We start from the raw sequence: 21,498 nt of genomic DNA on the forward strand, positions 1-21,498 counted from the left end.
CGAGTCCCGTCCGCTCCGCCATTTATTCCAGACCTCAGCAGCAATGCTGAGGTCTTTTCGTTTCTATCGAATAATCATCTTGTGCCATTCTAAACAGCCTTCCTTTCATTACCTGATAGCGATTAGAGTCATAGAGTAAACATAGCTCAAGTAACCTAATTCGCTTGTTTGATTCAAGGTAAATACTACGTTTTTTGCACTGTGCTTAAATTTACTCTGCCGCTAGCAAATTGCCCCTTATATTTTGCTAAACTCAGGTTAAGATAAATAGCTAACTCACTGTTTCAAAAATAATTGCCTAAAAGGCTTATTAGGGATTGATGATGAAGGTCAACGAAGAATTTTCGAAGCACGCCATAGACGCAGCGATAAAAATAGCAGCGGTCGCGATACTGACGTATTTTTGTTTTACTATTTTGCGCCCATTTGCTCTTCTTGTTACTTGGGGGGCTATTATCGCTACTGCTCTATATCCGGTGGCGCTATTTATCTCAAATAAAACTAAGCTGTCAAAAGGTAAAGCGAGCGGTTTGTTAAGTTTTATTGGTGTGATCCTGCTATTGCTCCCTCTGTTTTTCATTTCCTCTGGTATCTACACCAGTTCTTCCGAAATTATCACTGGCCTTCAAAATGGTACGTTAGAGATGCCCAAACCAAGGGCGTCAATACAAGATTGGCCGATAATAGGTGACAAGTTATATTCGGCTTTGATGCTCTCTTACACCAATATAGAAGAGGCTATAGCTACGTATTCTGAAGAGCTTAAGAGCATTGCAACTAAATCAGCTTCTATACTGGGATCTGTTGCCGGAGGCTTACTCCAGTTTATTATTTCGACCATCATCGCTGGTTTATTTATGGCGAATGCGGACAAGTGCCAGGCAGGCATGGTTAAGCTTGTGACGCGGATCAGTGATGGAAAGGGGGATATGCTTGTCTCCCTCTCGAAGAAAACCGTTCGTGGTGTCGTGCAAGGAGTTATCGGTGTTGCGGTTATTCAGTCTGTGTTGGCTATGCTGGGTCTTGTTATCGCAGATGTTCCTGCAGCAGTGCTTTGGGCTCTCGCGGTTTTAATCGTTGCAATCATTCAGTTACCGCCAATATTGGCTTTGCTACCAGCGATTATCTATATGTTTAGCGTTGAATCGACATTGGCGGCAAGTTTGTTCTTTATTTGGTGTTTCTTAGTCAGCGCCAGTGACACTTTCCTTAAGCCGATGCTACTCAGCCGTGGTTCTGATGTTCCCATGCTTGTGATTTTATTGGGAGCGTTAGGTGGAATGGCGACATCAGGTATTGTTGGGTTGTTTGTCGGGGCCGTGATACTGAGTTTAACCTACAAGCTTCTAGAGGCTTGGGTTAACGAAGGCTCCGAGTCTGAATAATGTAAAAGGGCTCTGCATGTAAGTACAGAGCCCTTTTCATATTTGATAGCGATTGGGTTAGCTGTTAGCTTTGAGCTTTTCTTCTTTCTTCGCCTTTTCAATCATAGGCGTGATGGTTGAGCCCTGAACCAAGATCGAGAACACCACCACAGAATAGGTCATGACCAAGATGATTTCTTTAACATCAATCAGCTTGTCTTGAACGACCCATACGCCTGATGGAATCGATAGAGCCATCGCCAATGCTAGCCCACCTCGCAAGCCGCCCCAAGTAAGTATCTTGACTGACCAAGAGTTGTACTTTCTATAACGCTTAAAACCCACGTATGATAAGAAGACACTGAGATAGCGAGCAGCTAAAACAAGCGGTACAGAGAATGCCATTACAATCCAGTCTTCTTCGTGGAATTCGAACAGTAGCATTGACATGCCGATCAACAAGAACAGTACCCCGTTAAGGAATTCGTCAACTAGCTCCCAAAAATGGTCTAGGTGATCTTCACTCTCCTTAGAAAAACCGATGAAACGAGTCCAGTTTCCGATCATGATACCTGAGACAACCATGGCAAGTGGCCCTGATACGTGGATGATGTCGGCAAACGCATAACCTGCGGTTGGCACGCCGATCGTCAATAGCAATTCCATTGAGTGATCGTCGGTTGAGCTGATTAGAAAATGAAACAGTAACCCCAATGCAAAGCCATAGAAAATGCCACCAATCGCTTCTTGTATGAACAGGAGAGTGACACTGCCAAATGTTGGTGCTTCACTGCCAAATGCAATGGTATAGATGGTGACGAAAATGACTAAGCCAAAACCGTCGTTAAAAAGGGACTCACCTTCAATTTGAGTTGAAATTCGTTTCGGCGCATCAAGTTTTTTTACGATGGCCAGAACCGCAATCGGGTCGGTAGGAGAAATCAGTGCACCAAACAGCAAACAGTAAACAAGGTCAAACTGAATACCGATGACCTGGCAGAACCAGTACAGAGCAAAGCCGATAAAGAAGGTAGAAAATAGTGTTGCGGCGAGGGCGAGGGTAGTAATTTCCCATTTTTGGTCCTTTAAGTTGGGCAGCTTGATGCCTAGCCCCCCGGCAAACAGAAGGAACCCTAGAATCCCTTTGAGTAGAAAATCTTCAAAGTTAATGCTAGAAACGGTCTTAGAAGCAATCTCTGTTAAATGAAACCAGTTATTTTGACCAGCAACCAGGATCAGTAAGGATAGCATCATAGAACCTGCTGTGATTGCTATTGTAGTTTGCATCTTACCTATCTTACTGTTTACAAAGGCTATCAACATAGCGGCGGCAGATAAAAAACAGAGCGTGTAATAGACCGACATTGGACTCTCTACATGTAACAAATTATGAATGGGGATTTTCGGATCCCTGTGTTCAAATAGCAAACACTTTTTTACGATAAATAAGTCATTAATTTGATTGTTTAGACGTCTAGACTCCTTTTTGAACTGTGATAGGATGGAGCGATAACGAAAGGAATGAGGTTGTACTGTGGGAAGTAATGTAAGGCAACAGATTGAAGCTCAATTGAAACAACGTATCTTGTTGATTGATGGTGGTATGGGAACCATGATCCAAGACTACAAACTTGAAGAGCAAGATTATCGAGGTGAGCGTTTTGCTGACTGGCATTGCGATTTGAAAGGCAACAATGATTTATTGGTTCTTTCTCAGCCTCAGCTAATTAAAGATATTCACAGCGCATATTTAGAAGCTGGTGCGGATATTCTTGAAACTAACACCTTCAACGCGACCACCATCGCCATGGCTGACTACGAGATGGAAAGCCTAAGCGAAGAAATTAATTTCGCTGCTGCTCAGTTAGCACGAGAAGTGGCAGACGAATGGACGAATAAAACACCGGAAAAGCCGCGTTATGTCGCTGGCGTATTAGGTCCAACCAACCGTACATGTTCTATTTCGCCGGACGTAAATGACCCAGGTTATCGAAATGTCAGCTTTGATGAGCTGGTAGAAGCTTATTCACAATCGACCCGAGCCTTGATTCGAGGTGGTGCAGATTTAATTCTTATCGAGACCATCTTTGATACTTTGAATGCGAAAGCGTGTGCCTTTGCCGTTGATACTGTGTTCGAAGAGTTAGGGAGCACGCTACCGGTCATGATTTCCGGTACTATTACGGATGCTTCCGGGCGTACCCTTTCTGGTCAAACGACAGAAGCTTTTTATAACTCTCTTCGCCATGTTAAACCTATTTCATTTGGTCTCAATTGTGCTTTAGGGCCTGATGAACTTCGCCCGTACGTTGAAGAGCTTGCGCGTATTTCAGAAAGCTTTGTTTCTGCGCACCCTAATGCAGGTCTGCCAAACGCATTCGGTGAATATGATCTCTCTCCTGAAGAGATGGCCACTCACGTCAAAGAGTGGGCTGAAAGTAGCTTCCTCAATTTGATCGGTGGCTGTTGTGGTACCACACCTGAACATATTCGCCATATGGCGGAGGCTGTTGCCGAACTCAAGCCGCGCCCACTACCAGAGTTAACCGTTGCATGCCGCCTTTCTGGATTAGAGCCGCTGACGATTGAAAAGGAGACGTTATTTATCAACGTCGGTGAACGAACCAATGTCACAGGTTCGGCTCGCTTTAAGCGCCTGATCAAAGAAGAACTTTATGACGAAGCGCTAGATGTTGCTCGTCAACAGGTAGAGAACGGCGCGCAAATTATCGACATCAACATGGATGAAGGCATGCTCGATGCTGAAGCCTGTATGGTGCGTTTTCTTAACCTTTGTGCTTCTGAACCCGAAATCTCCCGAGTTCCGATCATGGTCGACTCATCTAAGTGGGAAGTGATCGAAGCGGGGCTGAAGTGTATTCAAGGCAAAGGTATTGTTAACTCGATATCGCTCAAAGAAGGCAAAGAGAAGTTTGTTGAACAAGCCAAACTGATCCGCCGCTATGGTGCTGCGGTTATTGTTATGGCCTTTGATGAAGTAGGACAAGCCGATACTCGAGAACGCAAGCTAGAGATCTGTACCAACGCATATCGTATTTTGGTTGATGAAGTCGGTTTCCCACCAGAAGATATTATTTTTGACCCGAACATCTTCGCTATTGCCACTGGTATCGAAGAGCACAATAACTACGCAGTCGATTTTATTGATGCTGTCGCTGATATCAAACGTGATCTTCCTTATGCAATGATCTCGGGTGGGGTATCTAACGTTTCGTTCTCTTTCCGCGGCAACAATTATGTTCGAGAAGCCATTCATGCTGTGTTCCTCTACCACTGTTTTAAAAATGGTATGGATATGGGCATCGTTAACGCGGGTCAGTTGGAAATTTATGACAACGTACCAGACAAATTGCGTGAAGCGGTTGAAGATGTCGTTCTCAACCGTCGTGAAGATGGCACTGAGCGCTTGCTTGATATCGCGGCTGAATATGCCAATAAAGGAGTTGGCAAAGAGGAAGACGCTTCAGCACTTGAGTGGCGAACTTGGCCAGTTGAAAAGCGTTTAGAGCATGCGCTAGTCAAAGGCATCACGGAATTTATCGTTGAAGATACAGAAGAGGCACGAGTGAATGCCAGTAAACCACTAGAGGTCATAGAAGGCCCTCTGATGGATGGTATGAACGTTGTTGGTGACCTATTTGGTGAAGGTAAGATGTTCTTGCCGCAGGTGGTAAAATCGGCTCGCGTTATGAAGCAGGCGGTGGCGCATTTAGAACCTTATATCAATGCTGAGAAACAAGCTGGATCGACTAACGGTAAAATATTGCTCGCGACAGTGAAAGGCGATGTCCACGATATCGGTAAGAACATTGTTGGTGTGGTTCTCCAGTGTAATAACTATGAGATCATTGACCTTGGCGTTATGGTGCCGTGTGAACAGATCCTCAAAGTCGCCAAGGAAGAGAATGTCGATATCATTGGTCTCTCTGGCTTGATTACGCCATCACTGGATGAAATGGTGCATGTAGCGAAAGAGATGGAGCGTCTCAATTTCGACTTGCCGCTTCTGATTGGCGGTGCAACCACGTCAAAAGCGCACACGGCGGTTAAAATTGAGCAGAACTATTCGCATCCTGTTGTTTACGTCAACAATGCGTCACGCGCGGTCGGTGTGTGTTCAGCGCTGCTATCTGAGACACAGAAACCTGCTTTTGTTGAAAAGCTCCAAGCGGACTACGACGTTGTACGCGATCAACACGCCCGTAAACGCCCTCGTACCAAACCGGTGACGTTAGAACAGGCGCGAGCGAATAAAGTTGCGATTGACTGGCGAGCTTATACTCCGCCAGCACCTGCGAAACAAGGTGTTCATGTATTCAATGACTTTGATGTTGCGACACTGCGCAACTATATCGACTGGACTCCTTTCTTTATGACTTGGTCGCTCGTAGGTAAATACCCTGCAATTTTAGAGCATGAAGAAGTGGGTGAAGAAGCTCAGCGTTTGTTTAAAGATGCCAATGACTTGTTAGATAGAGTTGAGAAAGAAGGTTTGCTCAAAGCGCGTGGGATGTGTGCACTGTTCCCAGCGGCAAGTGTGGGTGATGACATTGAAGTTTACACAGATGAGTCGCGCACTGAAGTGGCGAAAGTGCTGCATAACTTACGTCAGCAAACTGAGAAACCTAAAGGCTTTAACTACTGTCTTTCGGATTACATTGCACCTAAATCGAGTGGTAAGAAAGATTGGATTGGTGCCTTTGCTGTGACTGGAGGAATTGGCGAGCGCCAATTAGCCGATGAGTATAAAGCGGCTGGTGATGACTACAATGCGATCATGATTCAGGCGGTTGCAGATCGCTTAGCAGAAGCTTTTGCTGAATATCTGCATGAAAGAGTACGTAAGGAAATTTGGGGCTACTCTGCGCAAGAAAACCTATCTAACGATGAGTTGATTCGCGAAAAATATCAGGGTATACGACCTGCTCCAGGGTATCCTGCTTGTCCTGAACATACTGAAAAAGGCGCGCTATGGGAACTACTAAAGGTGGAAGAGACGATTGATATGTCTCTAACCACCAGTTACGCGATGTGGCCGGGTGCGTCAGTTTCGGGATGGTATTTCTCACATCCTGACTCTCGTTACTTTGCGATCGCTCAGATCCAAAAGGATCAAGCGGAAAGTTACGCTGAGCGTAAAGGCTGGGACATGCTGGAAGCAGAGAAATGGCTAGGTCCAAACCTCAACTAGCATTTAGAAGATAAAAATAAGCGCAGCTAACAGGCTGCGCTTTTTTATTCATGTGATTTAACCAAACTAAATGAGAATGGTGGCTAAACCAAGGAAGACGGATAGGCCGATAACATCAGTGACCGTTGTCAGAGCCATACCGCCTGCGAGTGCTGGGTCAATGTTCATTTTCTTGAGCATAATAGGTATTGTCACTCCGGCTACACCTGCCACTAACAAATTGGTTAGCATAGCGGCTGAAATAATGCCTCCTAGCATCCAGTTACCTTTCCAAGCCACCACAATACCGCCGATAATCAGTGCCCACATAATGCCATTGAGTAAACCGATAGCTGCCTCTTTCAACAATAACTCACGTCGGTTGGAATCACCGATATGACCAAGAGCAAGACCGCGAATCACCAGCGCGACGGTCTGGTTGCCAGCAACACCACCCATCGAGGGAACAATCGTCATGAGCACGGCAATCGCCGCCATTTGATCGAGTGTTGCTTCAAACATGTTTGACACAGATGCAGCGGCGAGCGCTGCAAGCACATTCGCACCTAACCAAATACTGCGCTTGCGAGCTGATTTGACTACCGGGGCAAAGGTATCCTCATCATCGTCCATACCGGCCATACTCATCATAGAGTGTTCGGCATCTTCACGAATAACGTCGACTACATCATCGATGGTGATACGGCCGACCAAATGTTGGTTTTCATCGATAACCGGAGCCGATACCCAATTACGGCGCTCAAACAGGCTAGCGATATCAGAGTCGCTCATCGTGACGTCTATCGCTTCATCCGTATCTTCCATCACATCACTGATTTTGACATCGGGCTGTGTGGTGAGCAGAGTCGTGATAGGAAGTTCACCAATCAAGCGACTTTCTTCATCAATCACGTAGAGCGCATCGGTTGCTTCAGGCAGTTCGCCCTTCATACGCAAGTAACGTAGTACAACATCAACATCGACATCACCACGAATGGTAATGACGTCGGTATTCATTAGACTACCTGCGGTATCTTCCGGGTAAGAAAGTGCGGTTTCAACCAGTAAACGCTCATTCGCGTCCATCTGAGAAAGAACTTCACGAGAAACATCATCTGGGAGGCTGCGAAGAACGTAGGCTACGTCATCGGTCTCCATGCCCTCGGTCGCCTCTGCCAACATCTCAGGTGCCATTTTTGACACGAGATTGTCTTTAACGTCCTCACTGAGTTCATCAAGAATTTCACCGTAATCTTCGGGATCGGTCAGTTGCCAGAGTACTTCACGGCTTTTACGAGGAGAGGCTTCTAATAGATGCGCAATATCTTCCGGTTCCATGTCTTGCAGTTGGCGGCGGACATGGACAAAGCGACCATTTTCTAGCGCTTCGGTGACTTCTTGGAGGGCTTGGTGAGCTTGATCGAATTCTATTTGCTCTGCCATTCATTCCTCCTGACTCTCAATGCTTACAATGCTGTGATAGTAACTTAATTTTAGAATGGATTTAATAAGTTATTGTGAAGGAAGAGCATTTAGTGATTATTCGCGGTGAATTATTCGTCTTCGTCAAACTTGTCTTCAATTAGATGGCACACTGCGGCGAGGGCTGGGATCGCATCGCCACCTTCGGCACTAATGGTAACATATTCACCTTGCGCGGATTCAAGCATCAATAGCCCCATTACGCTGTCGGCAGTAGCTTCTTTGCCTTCATGATTTTGGATGGTCAGAATGGCGTCGAATGACTGAGCTAGCTCGACTAACTTAACAGCAGCACGCGCGTGGAGACCTAAACGATTTTGGATTAAGACAGTACGGCTTTGCTGCGGCATAAATAGTTCCTTATAGATTTTTCTCTAGTGAGGCGTGGCGTATTTGAACCTGATGACCCATCTGGGCAAAATATTCACCGATTTGCTGAGTTAAGTATACAGATCGATGCTTTCCGCCTGTACACCCAATGGCAACGGTGAGGTAGCTGCGGTTATTTTTCTCAAGTAGCGGTAACCAGTGTTCGATGAATTTTTGAATTTGTTGTTTCAGTTCCATCACTTCTTGATGACTTTCTAGAAATGACTTTATTGGCGCATCGAGACCGGTAAGAGGTCTTAAAGTGGGTTCCCAATGTGGATTGGGCAGAAAACGGACATCAAACACATAGTCTGCATCACTGGGTAAACCATATTTAAAGCCGAATGATTGGAACACCATAACGAGATCTTTTCTCTCGCGTCCCTCTATCCGCATGCGTACGGTTTCACTCAGTTCATGCAGCGAGCGATTGCTACTATCGATGATTAAGTCGGCATGTTCTTTAAGTGGTGAAAGAATACAGCGTTCCTTTTCAATCGCTTGCTCTAGAGATGTATTCTCTAGGCTCAGTGTCAAAGGGTGAATACGCCGAGTTTCACTGTAGCGTTTGAGCAGCGTTTCTTTGTTTGCATCCAGAAACAGCACACTGACGTCTGAACTTTGCTTGAGTTTAGTTAAAACATCTTCAACCAGATTGGGTTCAGTGGGCAAGTTGCGAATATCAATGCTGACAGCGACGTTTTGTTTACTGGTTTCTACCGATTGAACAAACACTTCGAGCAGATCGACAGGTAGGTTATCGACACAGTAATAACCCAAGTCCTCCAGCACACGCAAAGCCACGCTTTTACCTGCACCGGATTGGCCGCTGACAACGATAAGACGCATTATTGGTTAACCATGATGTCGTACAGTTCTTGGTCTGACTGAGCTTTGCGCAGTTGTTTAAGCACTTGTTTGTCGTTGAGGCGCTCTGCCATGCTCGCTAATGTTTTGAGGTGATCTTTACACTGTGCATCGGGTACCAGCAGAGCAAACAGAAGGTCGACAGGTCGATTGTCAATCGAGTCAAATTCGACAGGTGATTCACATTGCAGCAAAACAGCGACAGCTTTATCGCTCGATTGCATACGGGCATGGGGAATAGCTATCCCATTTCCAATGCCAGTACTGCCCATTTTTTCACGACTGAGCATACATTCAAAAAGTTCGGTTGAGTTTTGCCCGGTTTGCTCAGCCACAAGTTCGCTGATCATTTCAAGGGCTCGTTTTTTACTAGTACATTGAACTGCACTCTTAGTGCAGTTCAATGTTAGGATTTCACTTAGTTGCATGGTAGTTAATGGGCGTTTAGCTTTTCTTTGTGCTTGTTAAGCTGTCGAGTCAGTTTGTCGACGAGCGAATCGATTGCTGCATACATGTTCTCATCATCGGACGAAGCATGTATTTCAGCTTGATTTACGTGAAGGGTAGCTTCTGCGATTTGACGGAGTTTTTCAACTTTTAATACAACATGAATGCTGTTGATGTGGTCAAAAAAACGCTCGAGCTTTTGAAACTTTTCGTTTACGTAGTCTTGCATTGAGTCAGTGAGATCAACGTGGTGGCCAGTAATATTGATTTGCATAGACTTTCCTTCTCGGTTGTTGACCTACTAAAGTAGGCGTTTGCGCTGACTTGAAGGGGCTATTCCTAAAGACTCACGATATTTCGCGATTGTCCTACGAGCGACCTGAATCCCTTGGTCAGCGAGTAGAGCTGCAATCTTACTATCACTGAGTGGCTTGGCACTGTTTTCGGCAGCAACAAGCTTTTTAATCAGTGCACGGATTGCAGTTGATGAGCACTCTCCGCCATTGTCAGTACTGACATGGCTGGAAAAAAAGTACTTCAATTCAAAAATGCCACGTGGGGTATGCATAAATTTCTGTGTCGTTACCCTAGAAATGGTGGACTCATGCATGTCGACAGCTAATGCCACATCATTGAGCACCATTGGCTTCATGGCTTCTTCACCATACTCAAAGAAATCGCGCTGATGTTCAACAATACACTTGGCAACTTTGAGCAGCGTCTCGTTTCTACTTTCTAAGCTTTTGATTAACCATTTGGCTTCTTGAAGATTACTACGAATATATTGGCTGTCAGCACTGTTGCCTTTACCTAATGCGGCGTACTGCTGATTAACTTTAAGTCTAGGTACGGAATCAGGGTTGATGGTGACGATCCACTTACCGTGATCTTTAAATACCGAGACATCAGGGATGACATACTCAGCATGCTCGGAAGCGATTCGGCTGCCAGGTCTTGGATCGAGTTGCTGAATTAACTGCAGCACTTCTCGTAGCTCTGATTCTTTGAGCTTAGTCTCTTTAATCACCAGTTTATAATCGCGGTTACCTAACTGGTCAATGTGGTTGGTCAGCACCATTTTAGCTTCAGATAACCAAGGCGTATCTTCTGGGAAGGTGGCTAATTGAAGCAGTAAACAGTCTTGTAGGTTGACCGAGGCGACCCCAAGTGGATCAAACTGTTGAACGCGTTTGCGTACAGCTTCGATTTCTTCGATTTCAATCTCTTCGTTATCGAAACTCTCGAGAATGTCTTCAGTTGATAGCGTGAGATAGCCATAATCGTCAATCGCATCAATCAGTGCTAAGGCAATGGTTCGGTCTGTTTCGCTAAACGGTGTGAGATCCAACTGCCAAATAAGGTAGTCTTGAAGAGATTGAGTCGTTTCACCTTGGTAAACGGGTGCGTCGTCATCGAGTGCAATTCCGGTACTACCAGTATTGGCACTGTAGACATCTTCCCAAGTGGTATCTATCTCCAAGTCATTACTGATTTCAGATTTTTCGATTAGCTCAGAGCTGTCTTTGACTTCAGGCTCGGCTGTTTCGGCTAGCTCAACGGTAGGCTCTTTTTCTTCGCTGCGGTTGGTTTCTTCTGCCGACGGCTCATCACTGGTTTCTTCAACCTCAAGAAGAGGGTTGGAATCCAAGGCTTCTTGAATTTCTTGTTGAAGATCTAGCGTTGACAGTTGCAGCAAGCGAATCGCTTGTTGCAATTGAGGAGTCATCGCTAACTGCTGTCCTAGCTTAAGTTGTAATGAGGGTTTCATTCAGTCGTATTTGCCTTAATGCTGGAGAATCTCACCGTTCTTTCCTTTAATCATAGACGGAATTGTTCACCGAGATAAACTTGTTTCACTTGCTCGTTATTCAGCACTTGCTCTGGTGTGCCTTCAGCGATCAGGTGGCCTTGACTTACAATGTAGGCTTTTTCGCACACATCTAGAGTTTCGCGGACATTATGGTCGGTAATCAATACGCCAAGACCACGATCTCTTAGGTGTTCGATGATCTTTTTGATGTCGATAACTGAGATCGGGTCAACCCCAGCAAAGGGCTCATCCAACAAGATAAACTGTGGGTTGGCCGCCAATGCGCGCGCGATTTCTACCCGGCGACGTTCACCCCCAGATAATGCCATACCCGCACTATGGCGAATGTGCTGAATGTGGAATTCTTCTAACAAATCTTCCAGCTTGTCCTGGCGCTCTTCACGCGTCATTTCCTCGCGTGTTTCCAGAACTGCCATGATGTTATCTTCTACCGATAACTTACGGAAAATAGAGGCTTCCTGAGGAAGGTAACCGATCCCCATGCGTGAGCGACTGTGCATCGGCAAAATACTGATATCTTGGCCATCAATGGTAATCGCCCCTTCATCACGCGCGACTAGGCCGACGATCATATAAAACGAAGTGGTTTTCCCCGCTCCATTCGGTCCTAACAGACCTACGATCTGGCCAGACTCGACTTGCAGGCTGACGTCCGTCACTACTGTGCGGTTGCCGTAAGTTTTTGCTAAGTGCTCAGCTTTTAGTATTGCCATAATTATTCTTGTACTGCTTGTGGCTGAAGAACGGTAGAAACGCGATCGCCTTTCTCTTTACCATCAGCAATGAGCTTCTGAGATGAGATTTTGTAACGAATTTTAGTACCACGAATGACGCTATCATCTTGGGAAAGCATGGCTTGATCGATCATAGTTAACTGATCGTCAACCATGACGTAGTACAGCTCTTTGGCTTCGCCATACAGAGTTTTCCCATCATCAGTGAGCTGAGAAAAGGTCGCTAAATCACCGTACCCTTCAATTTCTTGAATCGAACCGTCTTTGGGATCTCGGGTCACAATGACTTTGTCGGCGTTAATATTGATACTGCCTTGTTTGAGTTTTACGTCGCCAAGGAAAGTCACTTTATTGCTCTGCATGTCTAACTGCTGGCTGTCTGAGTCGATATAAACCGGTTGTTCTTGGTCGGTTGATAACGCCACCGCTTGGCTAGACAGTAATAAACAAGAAATCAGACTAAGGTGTGAGAGTTTCATATCTACTTTGTACGCGATTGTAGAGGGTAGCGTGATTATCGGCGAAATTCCCCGTCATCGCTTGCCCTAATGTTTCAAACTGAGGCCCAACCATAATTACTTGGTTGTCGGCCCAAAAGTCCCTGCTGTCCAACTGAATATTCATAACATCGGTGGACAGGGTGTCAAAACCGGAATCTGGTAATAAGTTTGTCGCTAAAACATCTTCATAAAGCGTTAAAACGTGATCTTTGCTAAGAACACCACGGACGGCTGTTACTTCCCACTCTTGAGTGGTGCCTTCCTTATATACTTTAAGGACAGGCCGTTTAAAAATGGTATCGCCACTTTTTGCATAGTGGTCGAGATTGACCGATGTAATGACATAACTACGGATACCGCCCTCACTATATGAGGTGTTAACTAGGCCTTCGCCACTAAACATCGGCAGCTCTGTATCTGGCTCAACTTGAATATCATAACTCTGCTGCTTATCGAAAAGATAGTAAGCAGACCAGCATATTATGAAACTCAAGATGAGATAGCCAATACGAGATAGACTCATATACTTAGACCTTTGTGAACATCAAGTTCGTTTCGTGCTTGTAGGATAAGGTCGCAAACTTCTCTAACGGCGCCATGTCCACCTCGAATCGAAGTGACATAATTAGCTCGGCGTGCCAACAGTGGGTGCCCGTCCGCGACACACACTTTTAGTCCTACTTGTTCCATGACTGGCCAATCAATCAGATCATCACCTATGTAGCCAGTGTGTTCCGGCGCGATATTGAGTTTATTGCAAATGTCCTGATACGCTTTGATTTTATCGTCTTGACCTTGGTAGATCAGCTTGATGCCCAATGCTGTCATGCGGTTTTCAACGATTTGTGAACGTCGACCTGTGATGATCGCAATTTCGATACCGGCGTTCATTAGCGATTTTACGCCATAGCCATCACGCGTATGAAATGTTTTTAGCTCTTCACCATGGTTGCCCATGTAAATGAGGCCGTCAGAGAAAACGCCGTCCACATCGCAAATCAGTAACTTAATCTGTTTGGCAATTTCAACAATGGATTGTTCCACGGGTTGATACAAAGTTTCGACCATCAACGACATCACACTACTCCAGCTTTTAGTAAGTCATGCATATTAAGAGCGCCAACGACTTTGCCGTTGTCACATAAGATCAGACCGTTAATACTTTTGTCCTGCATTAAGTTTAGACCTTGTGCGGCAAGCATATTCGGGGTTGCGATAGTCGGGTTGACGGTCATTACCTCACCAATCAATGCACTGTGAATATCGATACGCTTATCAAGAATTCTGCGCAAGTCGCCGTCGGTAAAAATTCCGACCAGTTGCTGGTGGTCATCGACGACAGCGGTCATGCCTAGCCCTTTTTGACTGACCTCCAATAGCGCGTCACGTACGACAGTGTTCGGCGTCACTAAGGGTAAGTCAGCGCCAGAGTGCATGATATCGGAAAGTTTGAGCAGCAGCTTTCTGCCTAACGCCCCCCCCGGATGTGATAGAGCGAAGTCTTCGGCGGTAAAGCCACGTGCTTGCATAATTGACACGGCGAGCGCATCACCCATAACCAGGGTCGCGGTTGTGCTTGAAGTTGGCGCAAGCTCTAATGGGCATGCTTCTTTTGGTACGGTGATCTGCAGATGAATATCGGACAGTTTCGCCATATTGGATTGTGGCTTGCCTGTCATACTAATGATCTTGATATTTAGACGCTTTAGAACCGGGAATAAGCTTAATATTTCATCCGACTCACCTGAGTTAGATATGGCGAGGACAATGTCTCCGGGCTTAATCATACCCAAGTCGCCATGCGCGGCTTCTCCGGGATGGACAAAGAAAGCTGAACTGCCAGTACTGGCGAGAGTTGCCGCAATTTTATTGCCGACGTGACCTGATTTACCTATACCCATGACCACGACTTTGCCATCTTTGTTGGCTAGGATCAGTTCACACGCTTTGACAAAATCTTGATTGAGATATTGGTCGAGCTGCTCTAGTGCGGTGATCTCGGTCTTTAATACTTCTAATGCTGCAGAGCGATAGTCAAACATACAGAACTCCGAAAAGGGTTTAAGCGGTCATGTTCATAATTAAATAGGCTTGGTAGCCAATAAAGCAGCAAAATAGTGCTGCGCCTTCAAAGCGGTTGATGCTACGAGATTTACCCAGTGCCATGGCAACCAGTAATAGTGAGACACCTAGCATGACCCAAAAATCACGCCCCATCGCATATTCACTGAGCACCGAAGGGTTGAGAATACCTGGGATACCCATCACGGCAAGAATGTTGAATACGTTGGAACCTATGATATTACCCACGGCCATATCGTCTTCACCTTTCATCACACCAGCCAGAGAAGCAGCAAGCTCTGGTAAACTGGTACCTACAGCTATGATGGTCAGTCCTATGACAAGATCGCTCATGCCAAAGTACTGGGCGATGATGACGGCATTATCAACCAACAGATCGGCGGCCAGTGGCAAAATAATCAGGCCAATAACGACCCAGATTGCCGCCTTGGTGTTGCTGACTCCTTCAGGAACCTCAGACTCTTGCTCTTCAATAAATGCATCGCCATTATTTTTCTCATTACGGCTGATGCGCAGCATGGCAATAATAAAGGCGGCAAACAAGACGAACAGCAACACACCTTCGTAGAAGCCTAAATGACTATCCCACAATAAAACGCCAGCCAGTAGCGTGACGCCAATCATCAAAGGCAACTCGCGACGTAGAACCCCAGAGCTGATAGAAAGTGGCTTGATTAGCGCGGTAATACCCAAAATCAAAGCGATGTTGGCGATGTTAGAGCCTAAGACATTACCGACAGCGGTATCGGTTTTGCCATCTAGAGCGGCAGTGGCGGAAACCATCATCTCAGGTGCTGAAGAGCCCATTGCTAGGATTGTCATACCGATAACAAGCGGAGAAATACCAATGTTGCGCGCGAGGGCTGCAGCACCAAATACTAGCTTGTCGGCACTCCACACCAAAAATACCAATCCAATTATAAGAAACACAACGGCTTCGAGCATGATGATTCCTAATCCATATACAGCGAGAGAATTTAACCGTCAATTTTGACGGTTTGGGGGTAAAAAGAAAAGCAGTTCATTCAATTAATTGTTAATCCAATAACTATTCTCTTATTCCACACTGACAGATAGGAGGAAATGAGTGATAATTCGAATCACTCACATTTAATTGAACAGTGCTTTAAATTCGAATTGAATGTGCTTATGATTGCTCATTCTAACGGTATGAGTATGAGCGCAGAATGGAATCCGAAGACCTAGTCACGGTCAAGCAGCTAACATTTGCTCGTGGAGAGCGTAAAATCTTTGATAATGTCAATTTACGTGTCCCTAAAGGTCAAATAACTGCGATTATGGGCCCATCGGGTATTGGCAAAACCACCTTATTGCGTTTGATCGGCGGTCAGATTTATCCCCAGAGTGGTGAAATCTGGTTCGATGGCCACGATATACCCACTTTAAGCCGCGGCAAACTTTATCAGCAACGTAAAAAAATGAGCATGCTGTTTCAATCCGGCGCGCTATTTACCGATTTATCGGTGTTTGACAATGTGGCTTTCCCATTGCGTGAGCATACCGAGCTCGATGAGTCCTTGATTCGTACTTTGGTACTGCTGAAATTAGAAGCGGTTGGTTTGCGTGGTGCTGCTCAATTAATGCCAAGTGAACTCTCTGGTGGTATGGCAAGACGTGCAGCACTGGCGAGGGCCATAGCGCTAGATCCTGAACTCATCATGTATGACGAACCGTTCGTTGGCCAAGATCCAATTACTATGGGTGTGTTGGTTGAACTGATTCGCAATCTTAATCAAGCTTTGGGCGTGACCTCCATTGTCGTTTCACATGACGTGCCTGAGGTAATGAGTATTGCAGATTTGGTCTACATTTTGGCCAACGGTAAAGTGATTGCCAGTGGCACACCAGATGAGTTGCGCACCAATACCGACCCACAAGTACAACAATTTCTTAAAGGTGATGCTGACGGGCCAGTACCTTTCCGTTTTCCATCTCAGCCTTTAGCAACGGAGCTGTTCTCACAATGACAAGCTTAGTGGATTTTATCACTTCGGTTGGTCGGCGTAGTATGTCGGTCTGCGAAGCGTTTGGTAGAGCTAGCCTGATGCTATTTGGTGCCTTAGCCACTAAACCACGTCCTATCAAAAATCTGCCTTTATTGGTCAAGCAGCTTTATAGCGTTGGTGTCCAATCACTGATTATTATCATCCTATCTGGTCTGTTTATCGGTATGGTGCTTAGCCTGCAGGGCTATGTAATTTTGGTGGATTTCGGTGCAGAAGGTGCGCTAGGTCAGATGGTTGCCTTGTCGTTGCTACGTGAGCTCGGCCCTGTAGTGACTGCATTGCTTTTTGCTGGGCGCGCAGGTTCAGCGCTGACCGCCGAGATTGGGCTTATGAAAGCAACGGAACAGCTCTCTAGTATGGAAATGATGGCCGTTGACCCACTTAAGCGCGTTATTGCTCCTCGCTTTTGGGCTGGGGTTATCTCGATGCCGATGCTGGCGATGATTTTTATGTCGGTTGGCATATGGGGAGGGCAGTTGGTTGGCGTTGATTGGAAGGGCATTGATCACGGCAGTTTTTGGTCTGCGATGCAATCTTCGGTTGAGCTTGGACAAGATATTGGCAACAGTTTTATCAAGAGCTTAGCTTTTGCGTTCACGGTGACATGGATAGCGCTTTTTAATGGATACGATGCCATACCGACTTCGGAGGGTATCAGTCGAGCAACGACGCGTACTGTTGTTCACTCTTCTTTGGCTGTACTTGGTCTAGACTTCGTACTAACTGCCTTGATGTTTGGGAATTAAGGATGTTTGGATACTAATCATGCAACAAACTCGAAAAATTGAATTATGGGTTGGTAGCTTTGTAGTCGCTGGAATTTGCGCAATTCTAGTGATGATTTTTCAAGTTGCTGACGTAAAGGGTCTTGGCTCAAGTGATACTTATACTCTCAAAGCCGAGTTCGATAACATCGGCAGTTTAAAAGTACGCTCACCAGTTAAAGTCGGTGGGGTAGTGATTGGTCGCGTAACCAGTATCGGTCTTAATAGCGAATCCTTGTTACCTGTCGTCACTATGGCGATAAGCAGCACCTATCAACAATTCCCAGAGACATCCAGTGTTAAGATTTTAACTTCTGGCTTGATTGGCGAGCAGTACATAGGTTTAACGCCCGGCTTTGTGTTTGACGATGAACAAATGCTGGTGGATGGTGATTACATTGAAGATACCCAATCGGCGCTGGTACTTGAGGACTTAATCGGTCAGGTGCTGTACAGCGTTGGCGGTTCAGAAGAGTAAGGAGAAGGTAATGTTGAAAAAGTTAGTACTTACTCTGTTTTCAGTGCTTGTGACAATGAGTGTCACAGCGAACGAAATTGACAAAACTCAACCTTATCAAATGATGAAGCAGGTTTCGGAGGTCGCATTTGCTCGGCTTAAAGCGGAACAAGATCTGATAAAACAAGATCCAAATCATCTAAAAGTGATTATTGAAGACGAGTTTATGCCGTATATCAACGAGAAATATACTGCACTCAAGCTACTTGGCCCAAATCTAAAAGGGGCTAAGCGTGACGATGTTACACAGTTTATTGTTGCGTTTCGCGCCTACTTAGTCACTTCCTATGCTCAGGTATTGACGCAATATACTGATCAAACGATAGAGTTTGGCCCAGAACCCAAACTTGACCCAAATAAGAGTATTACCAGTATCAGAGTGGATATTGTTGATGCACCACGACCAAACATAAAGTTGGAGTTCAAGCTGCGTCGAGACAAAAGCAGTGGCGAGTGGCAGGCTTTCGATATGATTGCAGAGGGAATTAGTCTGCTGTCGAGCAAGCAGTCTGAATGGAGCACTAAGCTACGCCAAGAGGGTATTGTTTCGGTCGCCGAAGAGCTAGAAGTATTGGCACAACAACCGATTCGTATTGAGAGCAAATCTTAATGAAGGTCGCCACATGGAATCAACATGGCGAGAGTCAGTACTCGCTTACAGGTGACTTGTCACGCGATTCTGTTCCCAAGCTATGGCTATCTTTGCAAGCGATTTCATTGCCGGAGCAACAGGTCGATATCTCTTTACAGGGCTTAACGCGTGTCGACTCTGCGGGCATGGTGATGCTAATTCATCTAATAGAGAATGCAAAAAAGCAAAACTGTCATATAATGCTCAGTTTCGTGCCGGAACAACTGCGCACATTATTTCAGTTGAGCAATGTTGATGACCTCATTGCTGGGCATTTAAAGAATACGACAGGGGTGGATTGTGGATAGCGCAAAAGTACAACAGATTTTAAACGAAGCACTGAATTTAGAAGAGCTGCACGTAAAAGGCGAAGGCAGTCATTATGAAGTAGTGGCTGTTGATGCTTGTTTCGATGGAATGAGTCGCGTTAAAAAACAACAGCTAATCTATGCACCACTGATGGAATACATCCAAAGAAATGACATCCACGCGGTTTCTATTAAAGCTTACACTCCTGCAGAGTGGGCCCGTGATAAGAAGTTGATGTCGCTGTAAGGTTTAATGATGGAAAAGTTTCGAGTAACCGGTTCAAAAAAACCTCTTGTAGGTGAAGTGACCATTTCAGGTGCAAAAAACGCTGCACTGCCGATTTTGTTTGCCTCTATTCTGGCAGAAGAACCTGTTGAAGTGGCAAACGTGCCGCGTCTACGTGATATCGACACCACTATGGAGTTGCTAAAGCGTTTAGGGGCGAAAGTCGAACGTAACGGTTCAGTACATGTCGATCCAAGCAGCATCAATGAGTATTGTGCGCCGTATGACTTGGTAAAAACTATGCGTGCGTCGATCTGGGCTCTTGGTCCTTTGGTCGCTCGTTTTGGTCAAGGTCAAGTATCGCTACCTGGTGGCTGTGCGATTGGTGCTCGCCCTGTTGATTTGCATATCCACGGTTTAGAGCAGCTAGGCGCGACGATTACGCTTGAAGACGGTTATGTTAAAGCTAATGTCGATGGTCGCCTCAAAGGTGCGCATATCGTAATGGATAAAGTGAGTGTGGGCGCGACGATCACCATCATGTGTGCTGCGACACTGGCCGAGGGTAAAACGGTGCTCGACAACGCAGCACGTGAGCCTGAAATCGTCGATACCGCTGATTTCCTCAACAAGCTAGGGGCAAAAATCTCTGGTGCAGGTACAGACACGATTACGATTGAAGGTGTGGAACGCCTAGGTGGCGGTCAGCACTCTGTCGTGGCCGACCGCATTGAAACCGGAACATTCCTTGTTGCCGCTGCAGTATCGGGTGGCAAAGTAGTTTGTCGCAATACCAAAGCGCATCTTCTCGAAGCTGTCCTAGCAAAACTGGAAGAAGCGGGAGCAAAAGTTGAAACGGGAGATGATTGGATCTCTGTTGATATGACAGACCGAGAGCTTAAGGCTGTCACTGTACGCACGGCTCCTCATCCAGGCTTCCCGACGGATATGCAAGCCCAGTTTACCTTGCTAAACCTAATGGCCAAAGGTGGTGGTGTGATTACTGAAACCATTTTTGAAAACCGTTTTATGCATGTGCCAGAGCTGATGCGTATGGGGGCAAAAGCCGAAATCGAAGGCAATACAGTCATCTGTGGTGACGTTGATGAACTCAGCGGTGCTCAAGTGATGGCAACAGACCTTCGTGCATCAGCAAGCCTAGTTATCGCAGGTTGTATTGCTCACGGTGAAACGATTGTCGATCGTATTTATCACATCGATCGTGGTTACGACAAAATTGAAGACAAGCTATCTGCGTTAGGCGCAAATATTGAACGTTTTCGAGATTAGAGATAGAATCAGCTAACGCTTGTAAGCCGAAACTTAAGTTTCGGCTTTTTTATGATGAATAGATAGGTTAGAGTCAGCTCAACGAACTTTGACTCTCTATTTTGGAGATCCATAATGATTGCACTATTACGTGTATTAGCTGTTGCGATATTTGCAATTGTGATGTTTGTTTTTGGCTGTGGCTACTGCTTGTTAAGCCCACGTAACCCGAAACACGTATTCACCTTCGGCCGCATGTTTGGCAAGATGTCGCGTATATTTGGCATTAAGCTTGAACTGCGTATTCCTGAAGATGCTTACCAGCGCGGGCAGCATGTTTATATCGCTAACCACCAGAATAACTGGGACTTATTTACAGTTTCATCTGCTGTAACACCTAAAGTGGTCACTGTAGGTAAGAAAAGCCTCGCATGGATGCCGCTCTTTGGTCAGCTTTACTGGCTAACGGGCAACATTCTCATTGACCGTGCGAATCGTTCAAAAGCGAAAGGCACGATAGATCAGGTCGTAGACAACCTAAACAGCAGTGATGTATCGGTTTGGATGTTCCCTGAAGGCACACGTTCACGTGGTCGCGGATTGTTGCCATTTAAAACCGGAGCCTTCCATGCAGCAGTGGGTGCTAAGTTGCCGATTATACCGATTGTATGTAGCTCAACAGCGGGAATTAAACTTAACCGTTGGAACAATGGTCATGTGATTATCGAAATGTTGCCTCCGGTCTCTGTCGATGGCTACGGCAAAGAAAATGTTCGCCAACTTGCCAACACCTGCCGAGAGCAAATGAAAGCCAAGCTGGAAGAGTTAGATAACGAAGTGGCAATACTTAATCAGCAACAAGGCGTAAAAGCCTAACCCATAGTGCGAT

23 protein-coding genes are annotated in these 21,498 nt (G+C 45.7%); 10 read left to right on the forward strand and 13 right to left on the reverse strand.

Translation table 11 applies throughout. The features are described 5' to 3' along the window. Nucleotides 1–323 precede the first annotated feature (323 nt). Nucleotides 324–1,385, forward strand: a complete 1,062-nt coding sequence (locus TW81_RS18260; protein WP_045957178.1) for an AI-2E family transporter — start codon at nt 324–326, stop codon at nt 1,383–1,385. Between the two features lie 57 nt (nt 1,386–1,442). Here TW81_RS18260 and TW81_RS18265 read toward each other — a convergent pair whose 3' ends face one another. Further along, nucleotides 1,443–2,729 carry a cation:proton antiporter gene (locus tag TW81_RS18265; RefSeq protein WP_045957179.1) on the reverse strand — a complete coding sequence of 429 codons (1,287 nt, stop codon included), beginning with the start codon at nt 2,727–2,729 and terminating at the stop codon, nt 1,443–1,445. Between the two features lie 169 nt (nt 2,730–2,898). Here TW81_RS18265 and metH point away from each other — a divergent pair, with 169 nt between their 5' ends. Next, a complete protein-coding gene (gene metH, locus TW81_RS18270) occupies nt 2,899–6,576 on the forward strand; it encodes a methionine synthase (protein WP_045957180.1) in 3,678 nt (1,225 codons plus the stop codon). A gap of 66 nt (nt 6,577–6,642) precedes the next feature. On the opposite strand, the gene mgtE is transcribed toward metH, so the two are convergent. The 12 genes from mgtE to TW81_RS18330 form a co-directional block, all read right to left on the reverse strand. Then, nucleotides 6,643–7,998, reverse strand: a complete 1,356-nt coding sequence (mgtE, locus tag TW81_RS18275) for a magnesium transporter (protein WP_045957181.1) — start codon at nt 7,996–7,998, stop codon at nt 6,643–6,645. Nucleotides 7,999–8,108: 110 nt separating this feature from the next. Next, nucleotides 8,109–8,387: an HPr family phosphocarrier protein gene (locus TW81_RS18280; protein WP_045957182.1), complete on the reverse strand. Its 279-nt coding sequence runs from the start codon at nt 8,385–8,387 to the stop codon at nt 8,109–8,111. A 10-nt stretch (nt 8,388–8,397) separates the two neighbouring features. Beyond that, nucleotides 8,398–9,255, reverse strand: a complete 858-nt coding sequence (gene rapZ, locus TW81_RS18285; RefSeq protein ID WP_045957183.1) for an RNase adapter RapZ — start codon at nt 9,253–9,255, stop codon at nt 8,398–8,400. Continuing rightward, the gene (gene ptsN, locus TW81_RS18290) at nt 9,255–9,701 is read right to left on the reverse strand and encodes a PTS IIA-like nitrogen regulatory protein PtsN (RefSeq protein WP_045957184.1); all 447 of its coding nucleotides are present in this window, start codon (nt 9,699–9,701) and stop codon (nt 9,255–9,257) included. The genes rapZ and ptsN overlap by 1 nt, the downstream gene beginning before the upstream one ends. Before the next feature lie 5 nt (nt 9,702–9,706). After that, a complete protein-coding gene (hpf, locus tag TW81_RS18295; RefSeq protein WP_045957185.1) occupies nt 9,707–9,994 on the reverse strand; it encodes a ribosome hibernation promoting factor in 288 nt (95 codons plus the stop codon). Nucleotides 9,995–10,021: 27 nt separating this feature from the next. After that, nucleotides 10,022–11,488 carry an RNA polymerase factor sigma-54 gene (locus tag TW81_RS18300; RefSeq protein ID WP_045957186.1) on the reverse strand — a complete coding sequence of 489 codons (1,467 nt, stop codon included), beginning with the start codon at nt 11,486–11,488 and terminating at the stop codon, nt 10,022–10,024. A gap of 50 nt (nt 11,489–11,538) precedes the next feature. Continuing rightward, on the reverse strand, nt 11,539–12,264 hold the full coding sequence (lptB, locus tag TW81_RS18305; protein ID WP_045957187.1) for an LPS export ABC transporter ATP-binding protein: 726 nt from the start codon (nt 12,262–12,264) through the stop codon (nt 11,539–11,541). A 2-nt stretch (nt 12,265–12,266) separates the two neighbouring features. Next, a complete protein-coding gene (gene lptA, locus TW81_RS18310; protein WP_045957188.1) occupies nt 12,267–12,764 on the reverse strand; it encodes a lipopolysaccharide transport periplasmic protein LptA in 498 nt (165 codons plus the stop codon). Further along, nucleotides 12,745–13,308, reverse strand: a complete 564-nt coding sequence (lptC, locus tag TW81_RS18315; RefSeq protein ID WP_045957189.1) for an LPS export ABC transporter periplasmic protein LptC — start codon at nt 13,306–13,308, stop codon at nt 12,745–12,747. Before lptC ends, lptA begins: the two co-directional genes overlap by 20 nt. Then, entirely contained in the window at nt 13,305–13,862 is a 558-nt protein-coding gene (gene kdsC, locus TW81_RS18320) for a 3-deoxy-manno-octulosonate-8-phosphatase KdsC (protein ID WP_045957190.1), read from the reverse strand. Before kdsC ends, lptC begins: the two co-directional genes overlap by 4 nt. Then, entirely contained in the window at nt 13,862–14,827 is a 966-nt protein-coding gene (locus TW81_RS18325; RefSeq protein ID WP_045957191.1) for a KpsF/GutQ family sugar-phosphate isomerase, read from the reverse strand. Before TW81_RS18325 ends, kdsC begins: the two co-directional genes overlap by 1 nt. Before the next feature lie 19 nt (nt 14,828–14,846). Then, nucleotides 14,847–15,812 (reverse strand): calcium/sodium antiporter, encoded by a 966-nt coding sequence (locus tag TW81_RS18330; RefSeq protein WP_045957192.1) that lies wholly within the window; start codon nt 15,810–15,812, stop codon nt 14,847–14,849. Nucleotides 15,813–16,054: 242 nt separating this feature from the next. On the opposite strand from TW81_RS18330, the gene mlaF reads away from it, so the two are divergent. From mlaF to TW81_RS18370, 8 genes are all read left to right on the forward strand, one after another. After that, entirely contained in the window at nt 16,055–16,855 is an 801-nt protein-coding gene (gene mlaF, locus TW81_RS18335; RefSeq protein ID WP_045957193.1) for a phospholipid ABC transporter ATP-binding protein MlaF, read from the forward strand. Continuing rightward, nucleotides 16,852–17,640 carry a lipid asymmetry maintenance ABC transporter permease subunit MlaE gene (gene mlaE / locus TW81_RS18340; protein ID WP_045957194.1) on the forward strand — a complete coding sequence of 263 codons (789 nt, stop codon included), beginning with the start codon at nt 16,852–16,854 and terminating at the stop codon, nt 17,638–17,640. The genes mlaF and mlaE overlap by 4 nt, the downstream gene beginning before the upstream one ends. Nucleotides 17,641–17,659: 19 nt before the next feature. Then, nucleotides 17,660–18,136, forward strand: a complete 477-nt coding sequence (mlaD, locus tag TW81_RS18345) for an outer membrane lipid asymmetry maintenance protein MlaD (protein ID WP_045957195.1) — start codon at nt 17,660–17,662, stop codon at nt 18,134–18,136. Between the two features lie 10 nt (nt 18,137–18,146). Further along, a complete protein-coding gene (locus TW81_RS18350) occupies nt 18,147–18,785 on the forward strand; it encodes an MlaC/ttg2D family ABC transporter substrate-binding protein (protein WP_045957196.1) in 639 nt (212 codons plus the stop codon). Further along, a complete protein-coding gene (locus tag TW81_RS18355; RefSeq protein ID WP_045957197.1) occupies nt 18,785–19,114 on the forward strand; it encodes an STAS domain-containing protein in 330 nt (109 codons plus the stop codon). Before TW81_RS18350 ends, TW81_RS18355 begins: the two co-directional genes overlap by 1 nt. After that, the gene (ibaG, locus tag TW81_RS18360) at nt 19,107–19,361 is read left to right on the forward strand and encodes a BolA family iron metabolism protein IbaG (RefSeq protein WP_045957198.1); all 255 of its coding nucleotides are present in this window, start codon (nt 19,107–19,109) and stop codon (nt 19,359–19,361) included. Before TW81_RS18355 ends, ibaG begins: the two co-directional genes overlap by 8 nt. Before the next feature lie 9 nt (nt 19,362–19,370). Further along, nucleotides 19,371–20,630 (forward strand): UDP-N-acetylglucosamine 1-carboxyvinyltransferase, encoded by a 1,260-nt coding sequence (murA, locus tag TW81_RS18365; RefSeq protein WP_045957199.1) that lies wholly within the window; start codon nt 19,371–19,373, stop codon nt 20,628–20,630. A 114-nt stretch (nt 20,631–20,744) separates the two neighbouring features. Continuing rightward, nucleotides 20,745–21,485: a 1-acylglycerol-3-phosphate O-acyltransferase gene (locus TW81_RS18370; RefSeq protein ID WP_045957200.1), complete on the forward strand. Its 741-nt coding sequence runs from the start codon at nt 20,745–20,747 to the stop codon at nt 21,483–21,485. Nucleotides 21,486–21,498 lie beyond the last annotated feature (13 nt).

Source organism: Vibrio galatheae (genome assembly GCF_000967545.1).
In the GTDB taxonomy this organism is placed as follows: domain Bacteria; phylum Pseudomonadota; class Gammaproteobacteria; order Enterobacterales; family Vibrionaceae; genus Vibrio; species Vibrio galatheae.